Origin of the sequence: Cytobacillus gottheilii, from assembly GCF_900166665.1 — a bacterium.
In the GTDB taxonomy this organism is placed as follows: Bacteria; Bacillota; Bacilli; order Bacillales; family Cytobacillaceae; genus Cytobacillus; species Cytobacillus gottheilii_A.
Window position 1 is genome coordinate 692,203 of the sequence record NZ_LT800494.1, and the last position, 18,207, is coordinate 710,409.

Below are 18,207 nucleotides of genomic sequence, written 5' to 3' on the forward strand. Positions count from 1 at the left end.
GAATCAATTATTCTGACTTCTAACCCCCACAAAAAATACATCCCCCCAAGCCCTTCTCCTAATGCTTGTACATATGATATACTACTACAGTTAATATGTATGATGGAGGATTTCATGAGTAAAGACTCTAAAGCGAGACATCAGATGGGAAAGTTATTGTCGTTTAATCCTTCGGGTGAGTATTACTTTTCAAAAGGAGTAAAGGCTTATCATCGCAGGGATTTTTATAAAGCAGCAAAATATTTGCAGCGTGCTATGCAGCTTGAGCCAGGCGAGCCGATGATTGTGTGTCAGCTTGCGATTGTGTATTCGGAAATGGGCGAGCATCAGCAATCGAATCGCCTGCTTCATATGATTTTGGAAGAGCTGGATGAGCACATGAGTGAGTGCCATTATTTTTTAGCCAACAATTATGCGCACATGGGCCTTTTTAAGGATGCGTATCAGCATGCGAATCTTTATCTGGAGTTAAATGAAGATGGGGAGTTCTCTGAGGATACAGAGGATTTGCTTGATTTGTTAACACTGGAGGCGGAGGAGCTTGATGAGGATCTGTATGAGCAGGATGATCTTATGATTAAGCAGGAGCAGGCAAGAGAACTGCTGGAATCAGGTCATTTTCCAAAGGCGGTTGAAATTTTAACGTCGGTGATTGAAGATTATCCGGAGTATTGGTCTGCTTATAATAATTTGGCGCTTGCGTATTTTTATTTAGGTGAAGTGCAGAAGGCTTCTGAAATATTAAATAAGGTTCTTGAAGAAAATCCAGGGAACTTGCATGCGTTATGCAACAGGCTTGTTTTTGCTTTTTATCAGCGCAATTTCACAGAGATCAAGCTGTTAAAAGAAACATTAAAGAAAATTAAGCCGATGTCTGCTGAGCATCAGTTTAAGCTTGGTGCTACGTTTTCGCTGACTGGAGAGTATGAAGCGGCGTTTCAATGGCTTCGTAAGCTTCAAAAAACAGGTTTTGATGGAGATGGTCCATTTTATTACTGGCTGTCCTATGCCGCTTATTTTACCGGAAGAGAGGAAATTGCACGCTCTTCTTGGAAAAAAGCTGTAGAAATCAACCCAGATAAAGAAGGCTTTGAACCGTGGAATGATCAGAAAACGGTGCAGAATGGATTTGAAGATCATCAATCTTCTATTCAAAAAAAGCTGAAGAGTGATTATAAAGAGGAAAGACTGTTTGCCCTATTTTTAATCTCAGTATCAAATAAGCGGGATGAACTGCTTACTTCAGAAGGAATTAAGAAAAACCATAAATTTTCTTCGATTGAAAATGAATATGTGTCTTATATTAAGACCGGTTCACCAATCGGTTCGGCAGTTGGCGCACACGAAATCGCCCAGTTATTATACAAAAACCACCATCCGATTGGCACGACGGAAGCAGGTCTTTTTCTGTTATGGTTTACCGTTTATATTGAAATGGAAAAAAGCAGCATGCCTATAAAGAATAAATTAGCATGGGCTGCAGCAATTGAGTATGTTTGGAAAAAAATGCGCAATGAAAAGGTTCCTCAGTCACAATTGGCTGGACAATACGGAATTTCAGTTTCTACGCTGGGGAAATACATCAAACTGGTAAATGATTTCCTTTAATGAGCAGATTTTTGGCGAAATCTGCTCTTTTTTTATATGATAAAGAAAAATAATACATTGTTGGATTGCATGAAAATCGGCCGCTAAATCCTTATCAAAACGGGAAGGAGGCAGCTGCCGAGATGAACTGTGATCCACCATCTTATGAGAAAAAATTATGCAAATCCATTTTTATAGGATCATGTTAGATGGAGAAGCTAATAAATGGGTATGGAATAAGAAGCGCAGCATAAACTGCGGCTGTGAAATCTCCTGCACATTTTATATAAGGAGGAAGTACTGTGACGGAAGAAAAAATTTATGATGTCATTATTGCTGGAGCTGGTCCTGCGGGAATGACGGCAGCTGTTTATACATCTCGTGCAAACCTGACGACTTTAATGTTAGAGCGCGGAGTTCCAGGCGGGCAAATGGCAAACACGGAAGAAGTAGAGAACTACCCTGGTTTTGAACATATTCTTGGACCTGAGCTTTCTACAAAAATGTTTGATCATGCGAAGAAATTTGGTGCGGAATACGCATACGGCGATATTAAAGAGGTTATTGACGGCAGCGAATATAAAACGGTGATTGCGGGCTCGAAGCAGTATAAAGCTCGTGCGGTGATCATTACAACTGGAGCTGAGTATAAGAAGCTTGGCATTCCTGGAGAAAAAGAGCTTGGCGGCCGCGGCGTTTCTTACTGTGCAGTATGTGATGGGGCTTTCTTTAAAAACAAAGAGCTAGTTGTTGTTGGCGGAGGAGACTCTGCAGTGGAAGAAGGGGTTTATTTAACTCGTTTCGCGAGCAAGGTAACAATTGTTCACCGCCGTGATGAGCTTCGTGCGCAAGCAATTCTGCAGCAGCGTGCTTTTGATAATGAGAAAATTGATTTCATTTGGAATCATACTGTAAAAGAAATCAACGAAAAAGACGGCAAAGTTGGCAGCGCAACGCTTGTTTCCACTGAGAATGGTGAAGAACAAGAGTTTAAAGCAGACGGTGTATTCGTTTATATAGGCATGGTTCCTTTATCAAAGCCGTTTGCAAGTCTTGGTATTACAAATGAGAATGGCTATATTGAAACAAATGAGCGAATGGAGACAAAGGTGCCTGGCATTTTTGCAGCAGGAGACATTCGTGAGAAAACATTGCGTCAGATTGTAACAGCTACAGGAGATGGCAGTATTGCTGCACAAAGTGTTCAGCACTATGTGGAAGAACTGCAGGAACGTTTAAAAGAAGAAGCGAAATAATGCTTGTGTACAGCTAACTTTTTGGTGCGAACTGAAATGTTAGCTTATCCTTTACAAAAAGTCATTATGTTTTAACTGTGCTGTAACGTTAGTGAAACAAATTTCGGGTAATATAAGAATAGAAATTGACCCCCTTTTTAAGATATAAATCTTGTTGAGCACAGTGAAAGCTGGGCTCCTTTTTTTTGCGCTGAAATCATTTGGCATAAATTACAAACTCATTGCAGATCCAGTCCGAAATTGACTTGTAGGTTTGTTCTGACAGAGGATTATTCCATTCACTTAAATGGATAAAAGCTGTGACTAAGCAGTCAATCGTTGTCGCTGTCTTGTAAACATAGTATAATATAAGGAATATTAAAAACGGTAAAATAGTAGGCTTCGGGTATTCCAGCCCGATCGTAAAGGTCAGGTGAGTAGTAGTGCAAAGGGTCACCAATTGTGTATTGTTGAAAGAAAATAAAGTTTTGCTTCTTCAAAAACCGAGACGCGGCTGGTGGGTAGCGCCAGGCGGAAAAATGGAGCCGGGAGAATCGGTTAGAGACTCTTGTATCCGCGAGTTTCGAGAGGAAACAGGGATTTATCTGCGCAATCCAAATATAAAAGGGATTTTTACTTTTATTATGAAGGATGGCGATCGGGTGATGTCAGAATGGATGATGTTTACCTTTATGGCACAGGAATCTGATGGCCTCAATGTGGATGAGTCAGAGGAAGGAAAGCTTTCATGGCATGAGCTTGAGGACATTAAGCACTTGCCAATGGCAGCTGGTGACTATCACATTTTAGACTATATGATTCATGGCAATGGAATGATTTATGGCACATTTACTTATACACCAGATTTTGAGCTGATCAGCTATAGGCTTGATCCTAGTTAATGTTCTATAAAAATCGAAGCAGTTTCAGGGGGAAATGATGATGAGTACGGGTTCAATTAATGAAACACAAATGGTTATTATTACAGGTATGTCTGGTGCAGGAAAAACAGTAGCAATTCAAAGCTTTGAAGATCTCGGATTTTTCTGTGTTGATAACTTGCCCCCAACGCTACTGCCAAAATTTCTTGAACTGATGAAGGAATCCGGGAATAAGATGAATAAGGTTGCTTTGGTAATGGACCTTCGCGGCCGTGAATTTTTTGATCACCTTTTTAAAGCGCTAGACGAGCTGGCTGAAAAATCATGGGTTACGCCTAAGATCCTTTTTTTAGATGCTGATGATGCTACGCTCGTAAGCAGGTATAAAGAAACAAGAAGATCTCATCCGCTCGCTCCATCTGGTCTGCCGCTTGAAGGCATTAAGCTTGAGCGGGAGCTGCTTGAGGAGCTGAAGGGAAGAGCGCAGCTAATTTATAAAACCTCGTCTATGAAGCCGAGAGAACTTCGTGAAAAGATACTAATGGAATTTTCAGTGAATAAAAAAACCATTTTTACTGTCAATGTCATGTCCTTCGGTTTTAAGTATGGACTGCCAATTGATGCGGATCTAGTGTTTGATGTGCGCTTTTTGCCTAACCCGCATTACATCGACCATATGCGTCCAAAAACAGGGTTAGATGAAGAAGTTTCGAGCTATGTGCTGAAGTGGAATGAAACAACGAAATTTCTTGAAAAAGTGACTGAATTGCTAAATTTCATGCTTCCTCATTATAAAAGAGAAGGAAAGTCACAGCTTGTTATTGCTATAGGCTGTACTGGAGGACAACACCGATCCGTTGCCTTGGCTGAATATCTGGGCCGCTTCTTTCAAGAGGATTATCATACAAAGATTACGCATCGGGACATTGAGAGGAGAAAGGAAAAGACAAAATGAGCAGACAGCCGAGGATTGTCATCATTGGCGGGGGAACAGGATTACCTGTCCTTTTAAGAGGACTGAAAAAGTATCCTGTTGATATTACAGCAATTGTAACCGTAGCTGATGATGGCGGCAGTTCAGGCAGGCTGAGAGATGATTTAAATATTCCGCCTCCTGGAGATATTCGCAATGTATTAGCAGCCCTTTCTGATGTTGAACCATTAATTGAGGAGATGTTCCAGCATCGGTTTTCAACAAGCAATGAACTAGCGGGCCATTCATTAGGAAACTTAATACTGGCTGCCATGACGTCGATTACAGGAAACTTTGTTCATGCGATTCAAGAGATGAGCAAAGTTTTAAATGTAAGAGGCAAGGTGCTTCCTGCGGCCAATCAAAGTGTGGTTTTAAAAGCGGAGATGGAGGATGGCAGCATTGTATCTGGTGAATCGAAAATTCCATACTCAGGGAAAAGAATTAAGCGGGTATTTCTGGAGCCCGAGCGGATACAGCCTTTGCCTGAATCGGTTCATGCCATCAGACAGGCAGATATGATCATTATTGGTCCAGGCAGTTTATATACAAGTATCCTGCCGAATCTGCTTGTGCCAAAGCTTGGCAATGAGGTGCGCCGTTCCAGAGCGAAGAAAGTATATATTTGCAATTTGATGACCCAGGCTGGCGAGACGCATAATTACACGGCCAGTGACCATGTGAAAGCGTTATATGACCATCTGAATTCAGCTTTTATGAATACCATTCTCGTAAACAAGGAGAATATCCCAGCAAACGTGCAGGAAAAATATATTGAAGAAATGGCGAAGCCTGTTTATTACGATGTCGATCGGCTTCATGAATTAGGACTAGAGGTTATACCAGGTGAGATCGTCAGCTATGAAGGCGGAATTATTCGCCATGATACGCAGCAAGTGGCAGATATTCTTTATCATTTGCTTTTAGCTGAAACCAAAAAGCGTTTTGAAGCGTAGTATATACTGTGCCAATGTTTGTTTTGTGTTAAATGAATGTTGTGCCGGGTAGGAGGTGAAGGGATGTCTTTCGCTTCAGAAACAAAAAAAGAACTTACCAATATTGAAACCAAGGGCTGCTGCAGTATATCAGAACTCTCTGCCTTAATCCGAATGAATGGCTCCTTATCCTTCTCTAACCGTAAATTGGTTGTTGACATACAAACGGAAAATGCAGCGATTGCCAGAAGGATCTATACGCTGATCAAAAAGAATTACAACGTGCAGGTGGAACTCCTTGTTCGTAAAAAAATGAGACTAAAGAAAAACAATGTTTACATTGTCCGCCTTGCAGAAGGAGCCAGCACCATCCTTGATGAGTTGAAAATTTTAAGTGAGGGCTTTGTTTTTACACATGATATTGCTCAAGAGCTTGTGAAAAAGAAATGCTGCAAACGTTCTTATTTACGCGGAGCTTTTCTTGCAGGAGGTTCTGTAAACAACCCTGAGACATCATCGTATCATCTCGAAATTGCCTCTTTATATAAGGAACACAATGACGCATTGTGCGAGCTTATGAACACATTTGGCTTAAACAGCAAAACACTGGAACGAAAAAAAGGTTTTATTACGTATTTGAAAGAAGCAGAAAAAATCACCGAATTCCTGAATATTATTGGTGCACATGCCGCATTGCTGCGGTTTGAGGACATCCGGATTGTCCGTGATATGCGAAATTCGGTTAACCGTCTTGTTAATTGTGAAACTGCGAACTTGAACAAAACGATTGGGGCAGCACTGCGCCAAGTCGAAAACATAAAATATATTGAAAAAACAGTAGGTCTGCAAATCCTTCCAGATAAATTACGGGAAATTGCAGAGCTGCGTGTAGCGTATCAAGATGTGACATTAAAAGAGCTTGGAGAAATGGTTTCTGGGGGAAATATCAGTAAATCAGGCATTAATCACAGATTGCGAAAAATTGATGAAATTGCGGAAAAGCTAAAAGCGGGTGATATCAGTATCCCGCAGTAGCGAGCAATAGGAGGAACGAAACTTATGGTGGAGAAACAGGTTGAGGTTAAATTAAAAACGGGTTTACAGGCACGCCCAGCGGCATTGTTCGTGCAAGAAGCGAATCGTTTTGCATCTGATATCTTTTTAGAGCGAGATGGGAAAAAGGTCAATGCCAAAAGTATTATGGGCTTAATGAGTCTTGCTGTCAGCACAGGGGCAACCATTACATTGATTGCAAACGGCAGTGACGAGCAGGAAGCACTTGAGCAATTAGCCAATTACATTCAACAAGAACAATAAAAAGAAAGGGCACATCATGGGGATGTGTCCTTTTGTGTTGGGCATAATTTTGGCTATAAAAAAGTGAAGCACCTGTATAGTGCCTCACTTTGAAAACTTATTTTGCTTCGTTTGGATTACGGGAAATAATTTTGTCGATTAAGCCGTACTCTAATGCTCTTTCAGCAGTCATGAAGTTATCACGATCTGTATCCTTCGCAATAATTTCAAGCGGCTGACCAGTGCGTTCTGCAAGAATCGTATTTAACTTTTCGCGAAGGAAAAGAATACGTTTTGCTGCAATTTCGATTTCAGTTGCCTGACCTTGAGCTCCGCCAAGTGGCTGGTGAATCATTACTTCACTGTTTGGAAGTGCGAAACGTTTTCCTTTTTCGCCGGCAGCAAGAAGGAAGGCACCCATTGAAGCAGCCATACCTGTGCAGATTGTAGAAACGCTTGGCTTGATGTATTGCATTGTATCGTAAATCGCCATACCAGCTGTGATGCTTCCGCCTGGTGAATTGATGTATAATGTAATATCTTTTTCAGGATTCTCCGCTTCAAGGAATAGCAATTGAGCCACAATCGAGTTGGCAACATTATCATCAATCGCACTGCCGAGCATAATAATGCGGTCCTTCAAAAGGCGGGAGTAAATATCATAAGCACGTTCCCCGCGGTTTGTTTGTTCGATAACTGTAGGGATTAAATTCATTCCAATTCCTCCTTTAAAATTAAGGGATAGTGCAGACTTATTTATGTAAGACATACACCATTTTTATGTAGTTTTATCATACACTAATGGTCAATAAAGGTCAAAAGAATCGCATCTATAAGGAAGCGAAATCGTTCGACAGATTTTGATTAACAAGTTTATATGCCAGATTTTTAGAGACATTCCACTTTTTATCTTACCCAGTCTGCATACTTTTTACACCTTTGAGGGAAAATAAAAAATTGATCTTATCTTGCCTCCAGATGAGTTGAGCTGAAGATGCAGCAAAATGATCCTGCTAAAAGAAAAAAGGCCATTGCTTCAATAAGCAATGGCCTTTTTTCTACACCCTCGGAGGGAATCGAACCCCCATCTCAAGAACCGGAATCTTACGTGCTATCCGTTGCACCACGAGGGCAAGTTGTATCTTGCTGTAACGCTCCATTTCTTTAAACGTTACGAATACTAATTATAGGATAATATGTTCAACATTGCAACAACCATTTAGTTTGTAAGCGACAAGTCTCAGAAATCAAAAATGCCGGTCCATCATTATTCAATGATGGATCGGCATGCTGGACAGGTGATAACTTCATTTCTTCTAAATTGAATTTTCTTGAAATCGTTCTTGGTGAAAGTCGTAAAGACATTGTACTTGTGTCCGCATAAGCAGGTGTGCTGGTCCTTGACGACGTGTCTAACTTCTTTGTCCTTGCTGAGTACTGTTGGAAAAATCATTGTTCACCCTTCTTAAAGCAGTATTAGGCAAATTAAAAAGGAATGATCGACTTATATGCAACCCGGCTGCCATGACAATATACATGTTTTAGGCCCGTGGCTTTGCGTCTTTTACTTTCGTAAAATTTGCCCAAATGTATAATACCATAAAAATAGAAATAAATCATATCAAAAATTTTATTTGTAAAATAGATCTTTCCTTTTCGAAATGGGTTTCGTACCCCGAGGAGTTTCATCCTTATTCATTTACAGTATTTTCTCCATACAATAATTGCTCATCTTCCTGTAAAATAAAGATGAAGGGGGAAGGCAACATGGATTTAAAAGCAGGTTTATGGCAGCAGCAAACCATGAAGTTGGCGATGACTCAAGAGCTTAAGCAATCTATTGAGCTATTGCAGTTTAATTCCCAGGAGCTTACTGCCTTTCTTGAGGAAAAGGCTTTGGAAAATCCTTTGCTGGAGCTGCATTCAAATTTCGTTAAAACAATGGATCCCCGTGTACAGCGATTTAAGAAAACAAAAAGCAATCATAATCAAGATAAAGAGAATTGGATTGAACAGCTTGCTGTCAGTGTACAGCAATTGGACGATTATCTGATTCAGCAGGTTCCGGCCAATCTGACAGAAGAAGAGAAAAGAATCATATTCTATTTTATTCATAACCTTGATGAAAACGGTTACTTATATAATGTGGATGTTACGCAAATTGCTCAGCTTTTTGAAACTGAAAAAGAAACGGTACAAGAACAGCTCGACCTATTACATCAATTAGAACCTGCAGGAATTGGGGCGCGCAGTTTGCAGGAATGTATCCTATTGCAGCTCGAACGGCTAATACCAGCAAACGAGCTGGCTGAGGAGATTATTCGCCATCATTTTCAATCATTTGCTGATAAAAAGTGGAAACAGCTGGCCAAGCAGATAAAAGCAGATATAAAGGACATCCAAGTTGTCTATGACCTGGTGCAAACGTTAAAACCTCGGCCGGCAGCAAGGTTTGCATCAGAGAAGCCAGCTTATATCATACCTGATGTGATTGTTTATGCAGAGCAAAATGGTATTCACATTCAGCTTTATGATGAAAGTGTCCCCGCGATTGCTTATAATGAAGTTTACGCTAATAAACTTCAAACAGCAGGTGATCAGCAGTTGGGGCGTTATTTGCAAAATCGGCAGCAGGACTATCAATGGATTAAACGGTCGATTGAACAGAGAAAAGAAACGATCTTAAAAGTCACAAAAAAGATCGCAGAGCGTCAGCCATACTTTTTTCAGAAGGGGCCAACTTTTTTAAAGCCGATGACGATGAAGGAAATTGCTGAGGAACTTGATATTCACGAATCAACTGTGAGCAGGGCGGTTAGAGAAAAATATGTGCAAACACCTTTTGGAACTTTTGAATTGCGCACCTTTTTTGCCAGTATGATTAAGACCGCAACGAATGCTGACGCTTCATCTGAGGAGGCGAAGGCAGCAATGAATAAACTTATTTCATCAGAGAATAAGGCAAAGCCCTATTCTGATCAGGATATTGCTAATTTGCTAAAAACAGAGGCTGGTTTAGTCATTTCAAGAAGAACGGCTGCTAAATATCGTGAGCAGCTGGGTATTCCATCCTCTTCCAAACGAAAAAGATATGATTGATAGGAGAATATCCATGAGCCGTAAACTAACCTTATACACTAGAAATAAATGTCCGCTGTGTGATAAAGCGAAGCAAATCATTCTCGAATTAAAAGACGAACTTACCTTTCAATACACTGAATATGATATTGATGAAAGTGACGAGCTGACAGAAAGATATGGGCTTATGATTCCGGTTGTCTATGTTGACGGAGTTGAGGTTCAGTATGGACAAATTGATCGCATGACATTAGAAGAAGCTCTAGTTTAATCCATCTTGCTGATAGAAGGCAGCTGGTCTATAGCTGCAGAAAAACGGGATGGAGAAGCAGCTAATAGGGCAGAACGTCATTATTTATTCTTATTTTTAAAAATAGGCTTTAAAATAAAACGATATTAGTTGCATTCAAGAATCATTCTTGCTAAAATTCAAATTGTAGCAAGGGTGATTTTTTTTTCAGTCGGTGGGACATAATATGTCTATGCGGGACTAAAAGTGACCATGAGTGATGAAGAAGGAGCTGCGAGATGTACTCACTAATTGATATTCAGAAAAAATTATTGCCAGATTTGCTTGCTGTTATGCAGAAACGCTACCACATCTTAGAGTACATAAGCCAAATGGAACCTGTTGGCAGAAGAAGCCTGGCAGTGAGTCTTGGACTGACTGAAAGGGTTCTGCGCAGCGAGGTTGAGTTTCTTAAGTCACAGGATTTAATCTCCATTGCTAGTTTAGGTATGAGCATCACAGAAGAAGGAAGAAAATTGCTTGTCGAACTTCGCAGCATAATGAGAGAAATTTCGGGTATAGTGAAAATGGAACAGCAGCTGGCCGACAAATTGGGCATTCAAAGGGCGATTATTGTATCCGGAAACGCGGATGAGGCCCCTTGGGTCAAGAATGAACTTGGCAGAGCAACTGCACAGTGGATGAAATCTTCATTACATGGAGAGAATATCATCGGTGTTACTGGTGGTACGACCATGTCGACTGTGGCAAAAATGCTGACACCAACAAAACCTGATCAAAATTGGCTGTTTGTACCGGCTAGAGGCGGTATCGGCGAGGATGTCAAAAATCAGGCGAATACGATCTGTTCACAAATGGCGGAAAATACAGATTCAAAACATCGAGTCTTGTACGCGCCAGACGAAGTGAGCAAGGAAATGTATGAGTCGATGATTAAGGATCCGAACTTTAATGAAGTTCTTCATTTGATCAAGTCTGCATGCATGGTTCTCCATGGGATTGGAGATGCTATTACAATGGCGGAACGCCGTAAAACAAGCAGTGAGAATGTGGAAAAGCTTATTGAAGCAAAAGCAGTGGGCGAAGCGTTTGGCTACTATTTCAACGAAGCCGGTGAGATTGTCCATAAAATTCAGACGGTCGGCCTGCAGTTAGCAGACTTGGCTTCCATTCAGCATGTCCTTGCAGTTGCTGGTGGAGGCTCGAAGGCAAAAGCCATTGCAGCCTATATGAAAAGAGCTCCTAAATCCACCATATTGATTACGGATGAAGGTGCAGCAAATCAGTTGTTAAAAGGGTAAAACCTTTAAATAAAAAAATGATCCTTTCAAAGGAGGAAGTTATTCATGGCAGTAAAAGTTGGTATTAATGGTTTTGGTAGAATCGGGCGTGTAGTTTTCCGTGCAGCATTAAATAATCCGAATGTAGAGGTTGTTGCAGTTAATGACCTTACAGATGCAAACATGCTTGCACACCTTTTAAAATATGATTCTGTTCACGGAACATTAAACGAAGAAGTTACAGTTGATGGTGACTACCTAGTAGTTGGCGGACAACGTGTAAAAGTTATCGCAGAGCGCGATCCTGCTCAACTTGGCTGGGGAGATCTTGGCGTAGAAGTAGTAGTAGAATCTACTGGACGTTTCACTAAGCGTGCTGACGCTGCGAAACACTTAGAAGCTGGCGCTAAAAAAGTAATCATTTCTGCTCCTGCAACTGACGAAGATATCACAGTTGTTATGGGTGTTAACCATGATAAATATGATCCAGCACAACATGATGTTATCTCTAACGCTTCTTGTACGACAAACTGCTTAGCTCCTTTTGCTAAAGTATTAAACGACAAGTTCGGAATCAAACGCGGTATGATGACTACAGTTCACTCATACACAAATGATCAGCAAATCCTTGACTTGCCGCACAAAGACTACCGTCGTGCACGTGCAGCAGCTGAAAACATCATTCCTACAACAACTGGTGCTGCAAAAGCAGTTTCTCTAGTATTACCTGAACTTAAAGGTAAATTAAACGGTGGAGCAATGCGTGTTCCGACTCCTAACGTTTCACTAGTTGACTTAGTTGCTGAGCTTGATCAAAACGTTACAGCTGAAGAAGTAAATGCTGCACTTAAAGAAGCTGCTGAAGGCGATCTTAAAGGCATTCTTGCTTACAGCGAAGAGCCATTAGTATCAGGCGACTACAACGGTAACCCAGCTTCTTCTACAATCGATGCATTATCTACAATGGTTCTAGAAGACAGCATGGTAAAAGTTATCTCTTGGTATGACAACGAGTCTGGCTACTCTAACCGTGTAGTTGACCTAGTTGATTACATCGCTAAAAAAGGTCTATAATTTTACCGATATTAACGCTAATTTAACCTCATCATAATGGATATAACATATGTGTTTGTCTATAATGATAAATGGGAACGGGGGAGCAGGGAACATATCCCTCTCCCCCGTTGTCTTTTCATGAGCAGATGGCTTATGAAAAGCAGTTAGCGCAAACTGCGTCTCAGGCATGCTTTTACAGGCTTGTCAGGGTACGAGTTTCTTATTGGGAAAGCAAATATTATGTTTAGAAGATTGTGATGGTCTTCTAATAGGAGGTTCTTTTGCTATGAACAAGAAAAGCGTCAAAGATGTTGATTTAAAAGGAAAACGCGTATTTTGCCGTGTGGACTTTAACGTACCGATGAAGGACGGTCAAGTTACAGACGAAACACGTATCCGTGCAGCATTGCCAACGATTAATTATTTAACAGAGCAAGGAGCAAAAGTTATTCTTGCCAGTCACCTTGGTCGTCCAAAAGGAGCCGTGGTTGAAGAGCTTCGTTTAACTCCTGTAGCAAAACGTCTTTCAGAGCTACTTGGCAAAGAAGTTCAGAAGTCTGATGAAGCATATGGTGAAAATGTGCAGCAGATGGTCAGCAGCATGAATGAAGGCGATGTTTTATTATTAGAAAACGTTCGTTTTTATGCTGGCGAAGAAAAAAATGACCCTGAATTAGCGAAAGCTTTTGCTGAACTTGCAGATGTATATGTAAATGATGCATTTGGAGCAGCACACCGTGCGCACGCTTCAACAGAAGGTATTGCACATCATCTTCCAGCTGTTTCCGGACTGCTGATGGAGAAAGAACTAGCTGTACTAGGAAAAGCTATGTCTAATCCTGAGCGTCCTTTCACTGCAATCATTGGCGGAGCAAAAGTTAAAGATAAAATCGGTGTTATTGAAAACCTTCTCGATAAAGTAGATAACCTAATCATCGGCGGCGGACTTGCTTACACATTTGTGAAAGCTCAAGGCCATGAAATTGGAAAATCCCTTTTAGAAGAAGACAAAATGGATTTAGCTCTTTCTTTTATTGAAAAAGCAAAAGAAAAAGGCGTTAAGTTCTATATGCCAGTTGATGTAATTGTCTCTGATGATTTCTCAGAAGATGCAAACACAAAAGTAGTATCTATTGAAGAAATTCCTGCAGATTGGGAAGCATTAGATATTGGACCAAAAACAGCTGAAATTTACAGCGAAGTCATCCAAAACTCTAAGCTTGTGATCTGGAACGGACCAATGGGTGTGTTTGAACTAAATAAATTTGCTGGCGGAACAAAAGCTGTTGCAGAAGCACTTGCTGAAGCAAACGATACATATTCAGTCATCGGTGGCGGAGACTCTGCAGCTGCAGTTGAAAAATTCCACTTAGCAGACAGAATGAGCCACATCTCCACAGGCGGCGGTGCTTCCCTTGAATTTATCGAAGGAAAAGAACTTCCTGGAGTAGTAGCATTAAACGATAAATAAGGTTGAAACCTGTCTTTAAAAGGTTGTTGTTTATAAAATTTTTGAACAGTACCATTTTTGAGTATTCTTGTTGATTGGAACGGAATGGCGCGAGACTCCAGCGGGAGAAGTGAGAAAGATGAGACCCCGCAGGTGCGAAAGCGCCGAGGAGGCTCAGCTCTCACCCGCGGAAAGCGAGTGCCATGCAGTGGAAATCAAGCTACTCTTGTTTTGAGATAAGATTGTAACAAATCCTGTAAAGTAGCCTATATGAACGAAAGAACGAATGAAAGGATGTGCCCACCATGCGTAAACCTATTATCGCAGGAAACTGGAAAATGCATAAAACACTTTCCGAGGCAAAATCATTTATTGAAGAAGTAAACGGACTAGTTCCTGACCAAGAAAAGGTTGAAACAGTTGTTTGTGCACCTGCACTATTTTTAGAGCGTTTAGTTGAAAGCACGGAAGGTACAGCTGTACAAATCGGCGCACAAAACATGCACTTTGAAAACTCAGGTGCTTTTACAGGCGAAAACAGCCCAGTTGCACTTGCAGATCTTGGTGTAAAATATGTCATTTTAGGCCACTCTGAGCGCCGTGAAATGTTTAATGAAACAGACGAGTCTGTTAACAAAAAGACATTGGCAGCATTTGCTCATGGTCTAACTCCAATTGTTTGTGTTGGTGAATCGCTTGAACAGCGTGAAAACGGCGAAACAAACCAGCTTGTTGGTGATCAAGTTGAAAAAGCTCTTGCTGGATTAACTGAAGATCAAGTAAAAGAAACAGTTATTGCTTACGAACCAATTTGGGCAATCGGCACAGGCAAATCTTCTACAGCAGCAGATGCGAATGAAGTGTGTGCACACATTCGCCAAGTGGTAGCAAAACAATTCTCTCAAACAGCTGCTGATGCAGTTCGCATTCAATATGGCGGCAGTGTAAAACCTGCTAACATTAAAGAATACATGAGCGAATCTGATATTGATGGTGCTCTTGTTGGCGGTGCTAGCTTAGAAGCACAATCATTCCTGCAATTATTGGAGGCAGGCAAGAATGACTAAATCACCAGTAGCACTGATTATCCTGGATGGATTCGCGTTAAGAGGCGAAACAATGGGTAATGCGGTTGCTCAAGCTAAAAAGCCGAACTTTGACCGTTTTTGGAATCAATATCCTCATGCACAGCTTGTTGCAAGCGGTGAAGCGGTAGGACTTCCAGAAGGACAAATGGGGAACTCTGAAGTTGGCCATTTAAATATTGGTGCGGGCCGTGTTGTTTACCAAAGCTTAACAAGAGTGAACGTTGCAATTCGTGAAGGGAATTTTGAGAAAAACGAAACTTTCCTTTCTGCAATTGAACATGTTAAGAAAACGGGCAAGAACCTTCATTTAATGGGCTTGCTTTCTGACGGCGGAGTTCATAGCCATATTGAACATTTATATGCACTTCTTCGTTTAGCAGCTGAAGAAGGCGTAAAGAATGTATATGTGCACGGCTTCCTTGATGGACGTGATGTAGGTCCAAAAACAGCTGAGAAATACATCAAAGCTGCTGAGGAAAAGATGAAAGAATATGGTGTCGGACAATTCGCGACCATTTCTGGACGCTATTACTCTATGGACCGCGACAAACGCTGGGAGCGTGTGGAAAAGTCTTATCGCTCAATGGTATACGGTGAAGGTCCTTCTTATTCTTCTGCTCTTGATTTAGTAGAAGATAATTATCAGAACGGAATCTTTGATGAGTTCGTGATTCCGTCTGTCATTACAAAAGAAGACGGCACACCTGTAGGAGCAATTGAAGACGAGGATGCAGTTATTTTCTATAACTTCCGTCCTGACCGTGCGATTCAAATTTCCAACACATTTACGAACAAGGATTTCAGATCGTTCGACAGAGGTCCAAAGCATCCGAATAGCCTATATTTCGTTTGTTTGACACATTTTAGTGAAACAGTTGACGGATTTGTTGCGTTTAAACCAACAAACTTGGATAATACTTTAGGAGAGGTATTATCGCAAAACAAATTAAGACAGCTTCGTATTGCTGAAACAGAGAAATATCCGCATGTCACCTTCTTTATGAGCGGCGGACGTGAGGAGAAATTCCCTGGTGAAGAACGAATTCTGATCAATTCTCCAAAAGTTGCAACGTACGATTTACAGCCGGAAATGAGTGCATACGAATTAACGGATGCTCTTTTAAAAGAGATTGAAGCCGAAAATTTCGATACAATCATTTTAAACTTTGCCAATCCGGATATGGTTGGACACTCTGGCATGCTGGAGCCAACGATTCAAGCGGTAGAAACAGTTGATGAATGTCTTGGCAAAATTGTCGATGCGCTTGTAGCAAAAGGCGGACATGCAATCATCACTGCTGACCACGGAAATGCCGATGAAGTTGTGACATTGGACGGCAATCCAATGACAGCTCATACGACAAATCCGGTTCCTGTCATTGTGACAAAAGAAGGCGTCACTTTACGTGAGGATGGAATTCTTGGTGATCTTGCTCCAACCGTTCTTGATCTGTTAGGTCTAGCTAAGCCAACTGAAATGACAGGCACAACCATTATTAAAAAATAACAATGTATTTTCAAAACTAATTTTTTATATAAAAAGGAGAGAATTATTATGCCATTTATCCAACATGTATATGCTCGTGAAGTATTAGACTCTCGCGGTAACCCAACAATCGAAGTAGAAGTGTTAACAGAATCAGGCTTTTTCGGCCGTGCAATGGTGCCATCTGGTGCATCAACTGGTGAGCATGAAGCTGTAGAACTTCGCGATGGCGACAAGTCTCGCTACCTTGGAAAAGGTGTTCAAAAAGCAGTAGATAACGTAAACAACCTGATCGCTGAAGCAGTAATCGGCTTAGATGTAACAGATCAAGTGGGCATCGACCGCACAATGATCGAACTAGACGGAACTGAAAACAAAGGCAAACTAGGCGCTAACGCTATCCTAGGTGTTTCTATGGCTGCTGCACATGCTGCTGCTGAGTCTGTAGGTCTTCCTTTATACCGTTACCTTGGCGGTTTCAACGCGAAGCAGCTTCCAACTCCAATGATGAACATCATCAACGGCGGTTCTCATGCTGATAACAACGTTGACTTCCAAGAATTCATGATCATGCCTGTTGGAGCTCCAACATTCAAAGAAGCAATCCGTATGGGTGCTGAAGTATTCCACAGCCTGAAAAAAGTTCTTTCTGGCAAAGGCTTAAACACAGCTGTTGGTGACGAAGGCGGATTCGCTCCAAACCTTGGTTCTAACCGTGAAGCTCTTGAAGTCATCATCGAAGCAATCACAAACGCTGGCTACGAAGCTGGTAAAGACATCTACCTTGCAATGGACGTTGCTTCTTCTGAGTTCTATAACAAAGAAACAAGCAAATACGATCTTGCAGGCGAAGGCCGCACAGGCTTATCTTCTGAAGATATGGTTAACTTCTACGAAGAGCTTGTTAACGAATTCCCAATCATCTCTATTGAAGATGGTCTTGACGAAAACGACTGGGATGGCCACAAACTATTAACTGAGCGCATCGGCGGCAAAGTTCAACTTGTTGGTGACGACCTATTCGTTACAAACACGAAGAAATTGGCACAAGGAATTGAGCAAGGTGTAGGCAACTCAATCCTAATCAAAGTAAACCAAATCGGTACACTTACAGAAACTTTCGAAGCAATCGAAATGGCGAAGCGCGCTGGCTACACAGCTGTAGTTTCTCACCGTTCTGGTGAAACAGAAGACGCAACAATCGCTGACATCGCTGTTGCAACAAACGCTGGACAAATCAAAACTGGTTCTATGTCCCGTACAGACCGTATTGCGAAATACAACCAACTTCTTCGCATCGAAGACGAACTTGGCGATTTAGCTGTTTATGATGGATTGAAATCTTTTTATAACTTGAGCAAGTAAGTTTTGAGTTGGGAGCGGCCTTTTGGGGGCCGCTCTTTTTATTTTGTGTGGGTGGTGGTGGCTGACTGGTGCTGATTTGGCGTTTGGCGGATAAATCCGTATTTTTGGCGGATAAATCAAAATAACGGCGGGTAAATCCCCTTTTTCGGCGGATAAATTTTCTGGACGGCGGATATCCGGATCTACATAGCGAAAACCAGTTGAGTAAATAGCAGAATCGTGATCAATATCTAACCGAAAGAGACAA

16 protein-coding genes, 1 tRNA gene and 1 riboswitch are annotated in these 18,207 nt (G+C 41.3%); of the genes, 15 read left to right on the forward strand and 2 right to left on the reverse strand.

Going from position 1 to position 18,207, the window contains the following annotated elements; genetic code table 11:
- Nucleotides 1-114: 114 nt before the first annotated feature.
- From B7E07_RS03370 to B7E07_RS03400, 7 genes are all read left to right on the forward strand, one after another.
- Nucleotides 115-1,608 (forward strand): tetratricopeptide repeat protein, encoded by a 1,494-nt coding sequence (locus B7E07_RS03370; RefSeq protein WP_080844067.1) that lies wholly within the window; start codon nt 115-117, stop codon nt 1,606-1,608.
- A gap of 281 nt (nt 1,609-1,889) precedes the next feature.
- Nucleotides 1,890-2,843: a thioredoxin-disulfide reductase gene (trxB, locus tag B7E07_RS03375; RefSeq protein WP_080844068.1), complete on the forward strand. Its 954-nt coding sequence runs from the start codon at nt 1,890-1,892 to the stop codon at nt 2,841-2,843.
- Nucleotides 2,844-3,265: 422 nt separating this feature from the next.
- Entirely contained in the window at nt 3,266-3,724 is a 459-nt protein-coding gene (locus B7E07_RS03380; protein WP_080844069.1) for an NUDIX hydrolase, read from the forward strand.
- Between the two features lie 40 nt (nt 3,725-3,764).
- Nucleotides 3,765-4,658: an RNase adapter RapZ gene (rapZ, locus tag B7E07_RS03385; RefSeq protein ID WP_080844070.1), complete on the forward strand. Its 894-nt coding sequence runs from the start codon at nt 3,765-3,767 to the stop codon at nt 4,656-4,658.
- Nucleotides 4,655-5,632, forward strand: coding sequence for a gluconeogenesis factor YvcK family protein (locus B7E07_RS03390; RefSeq protein ID WP_080844071.1), 978 nt, complete (start codon nt 4,655-4,657; stop codon nt 5,630-5,632). Before rapZ ends, B7E07_RS03390 begins: the two co-directional genes overlap by 4 nt.
- Before the next feature lie 63 nt (nt 5,633-5,695).
- On the forward strand, nt 5,696-6,646 hold the full coding sequence (gene whiA / locus B7E07_RS03395; protein WP_080844072.1) for a DNA-binding protein WhiA: 951 nt from the start codon (nt 5,696-5,698) through the stop codon (nt 6,644-6,646).
- A 24-nt stretch (nt 6,647-6,670) separates the two neighbouring features.
- Nucleotides 6,671-6,928, forward strand: a complete 258-nt coding sequence (locus tag B7E07_RS03400; RefSeq protein ID WP_080844073.1) for an HPr family phosphocarrier protein — start codon at nt 6,671-6,673, stop codon at nt 6,926-6,928.
- Nucleotides 6,929-7,025: 97 nt separating this feature from the next.
- On the opposite strand, the gene clpP is transcribed toward B7E07_RS03400, so the two are convergent.
- Nucleotides 7,026-7,622 (reverse strand): ATP-dependent Clp endopeptidase proteolytic subunit ClpP, encoded by a 597-nt coding sequence (gene clpP / locus B7E07_RS03405; RefSeq protein WP_080844074.1) that lies wholly within the window; start codon nt 7,620-7,622, stop codon nt 7,026-7,028.
- A gap of 346 nt (nt 7,623-7,968) precedes the next feature.
- Nucleotides 7,969-8,040 (reverse strand) — tRNA-Arg (locus B7E07_RS03410).
- A gap of 373 nt (nt 8,041-8,413) precedes the next feature.
- Nucleotides 8,414-8,501: riboswitch (cyclic di-GMP riboswitch) on the reverse strand.
- 173 nt (nt 8,502-8,674) lie between these two features.
- Between B7E07_RS03410 and rpoN the strand changes: the two genes are divergently transcribed.
- The 8 genes from rpoN to eno all read left to right on the forward strand — a co-directional run bounded on the left by rpoN (nt 8,675) and on the right by eno (nt 17,960).
- A complete protein-coding gene (rpoN, locus tag B7E07_RS03415; RefSeq protein ID WP_080844075.1) occupies nt 8,675-10,006 on the forward strand; it encodes an RNA polymerase factor sigma-54 in 1,332 nt (443 codons plus the stop codon).
- Nucleotides 10,007-10,019: 13 nt separating this feature from the next.
- Nucleotides 10,020-10,256, forward strand: coding sequence for a glutaredoxin family protein (locus tag B7E07_RS03420; RefSeq protein WP_080844076.1), 237 nt, complete (start codon nt 10,020-10,022; stop codon nt 10,254-10,256).
- Between the two features lie 257 nt (nt 10,257-10,513).
- Complete coding sequence (locus B7E07_RS03425) at nt 10,514-11,536, forward strand: sugar-binding transcriptional regulator (protein ID WP_080844077.1); 1,023 nt, start codon at nt 10,514-10,516, stop codon at nt 11,534-11,536.
- A 45-nt stretch (nt 11,537-11,581) separates the two neighbouring features.
- Nucleotides 11,582-12,589 (forward strand): type I glyceraldehyde-3-phosphate dehydrogenase, encoded by a 1,008-nt coding sequence (gap, locus tag B7E07_RS03430; protein WP_080844078.1) that lies wholly within the window; start codon nt 11,582-11,584, stop codon nt 12,587-12,589.
- A 268-nt stretch (nt 12,590-12,857) separates the two neighbouring features.
- On the forward strand, nt 12,858-14,042 hold the full coding sequence (locus B7E07_RS03435; protein WP_080844079.1) for a phosphoglycerate kinase: 1,185 nt from the start codon (nt 12,858-12,860) through the stop codon (nt 14,040-14,042).
- A gap of 284 nt (nt 14,043-14,326) precedes the next feature.
- Nucleotides 14,327-15,088, forward strand: a complete 762-nt coding sequence (tpiA, locus tag B7E07_RS03440) for a triose-phosphate isomerase (protein ID WP_080844080.1) — start codon at nt 14,327-14,329, stop codon at nt 15,086-15,088.
- The gene (gpmI, locus tag B7E07_RS03445) at nt 15,081-16,616 is read left to right on the forward strand and encodes a 2,3-bisphosphoglycerate-independent phosphoglycerate mutase (RefSeq protein WP_080844081.1); all 1,536 of its coding nucleotides are present in this window, start codon (nt 15,081-15,083) and stop codon (nt 16,614-16,616) included. The genes tpiA and gpmI overlap by 8 nt, the downstream gene beginning before the upstream one ends.
- A 48-nt stretch (nt 16,617-16,664) precedes the next feature.
- Nucleotides 16,665-17,960, forward strand: a complete 1,296-nt coding sequence (eno, locus tag B7E07_RS03450; RefSeq protein WP_080844082.1) for a phosphopyruvate hydratase — start codon at nt 16,665-16,667, stop codon at nt 17,958-17,960.
- The last annotated feature ends 247 nt before the right edge of the window (nt 17,961-18,207 follow it).

Coding starts and splice junctions, on each gene's coding strand:
- B7E07_RS03370 (WP_080844067.1), top strand. CDS start 115: ATGAGTAAAGACTCTAAAGCGAGACATCAGATGGGAAAGTTATTGTCG.
- clpP (WP_080844074.1), bottom strand. CDS start 7,622: ATGAATTTAATCCCTACAGTTATCGAACAAACAAACCGCGGGGAACGT.
- rapZ (WP_080844070.1), top strand. CDS start 3,765: ATGAGTACGGGTTCAATTAATGAAACACAAATGGTTATTATTACAGGT.
- B7E07_RS03390 (WP_080844071.1), top strand. CDS start 4,655: ATGAGCAGACAGCCGAGGATTGTCATCATTGGCGGGGGAACAGGATTA.
- rpoN (WP_080844075.1), top strand. CDS start 8,675: ATGGATTTAAAAGCAGGTTTATGGCAGCAGCAAACCATGAAGTTGGCG.
- gpmI (WP_080844081.1), top strand. CDS start 15,081: ATGACTAAATCACCAGTAGCACTGATTATCCTGGATGGATTCGCGTTA.
- eno (WP_080844082.1), top strand. CDS start 16,665: ATGCCATTTATCCAACATGTATATGCTCGTGAAGTATTAGACTCTCGC.
- B7E07_RS03425 (WP_080844077.1), top strand. CDS start 10,514: ATGTACTCACTAATTGATATTCAGAAAAAATTATTGCCAGATTTGCTT.
- B7E07_RS03400 (WP_080844073.1), top strand. CDS start 6,671: ATGGTGGAGAAACAGGTTGAGGTTAAATTAAAAACGGGTTTACAGGCA.
- whiA (WP_080844072.1), top strand. CDS start 5,696: ATGTCTTTCGCTTCAGAAACAAAAAAAGAACTTACCAATATTGAAACC.
- tpiA (WP_080844080.1), top strand. CDS start 14,327: ATGCGTAAACCTATTATCGCAGGAAACTGGAAAATGCATAAAACACTT.
- B7E07_RS03420 (WP_080844076.1), top strand. CDS start 10,020: ATGAGCCGTAAACTAACCTTATACACTAGAAATAAATGTCCGCTGTGT.
- B7E07_RS03435 (WP_080844079.1), top strand. CDS start 12,858: ATGAACAAGAAAAGCGTCAAAGATGTTGATTTAAAAGGAAAACGCGTA.
- gap (WP_080844078.1), top strand. CDS start 11,582: ATGGCAGTAAAAGTTGGTATTAATGGTTTTGGTAGAATCGGGCGTGTA.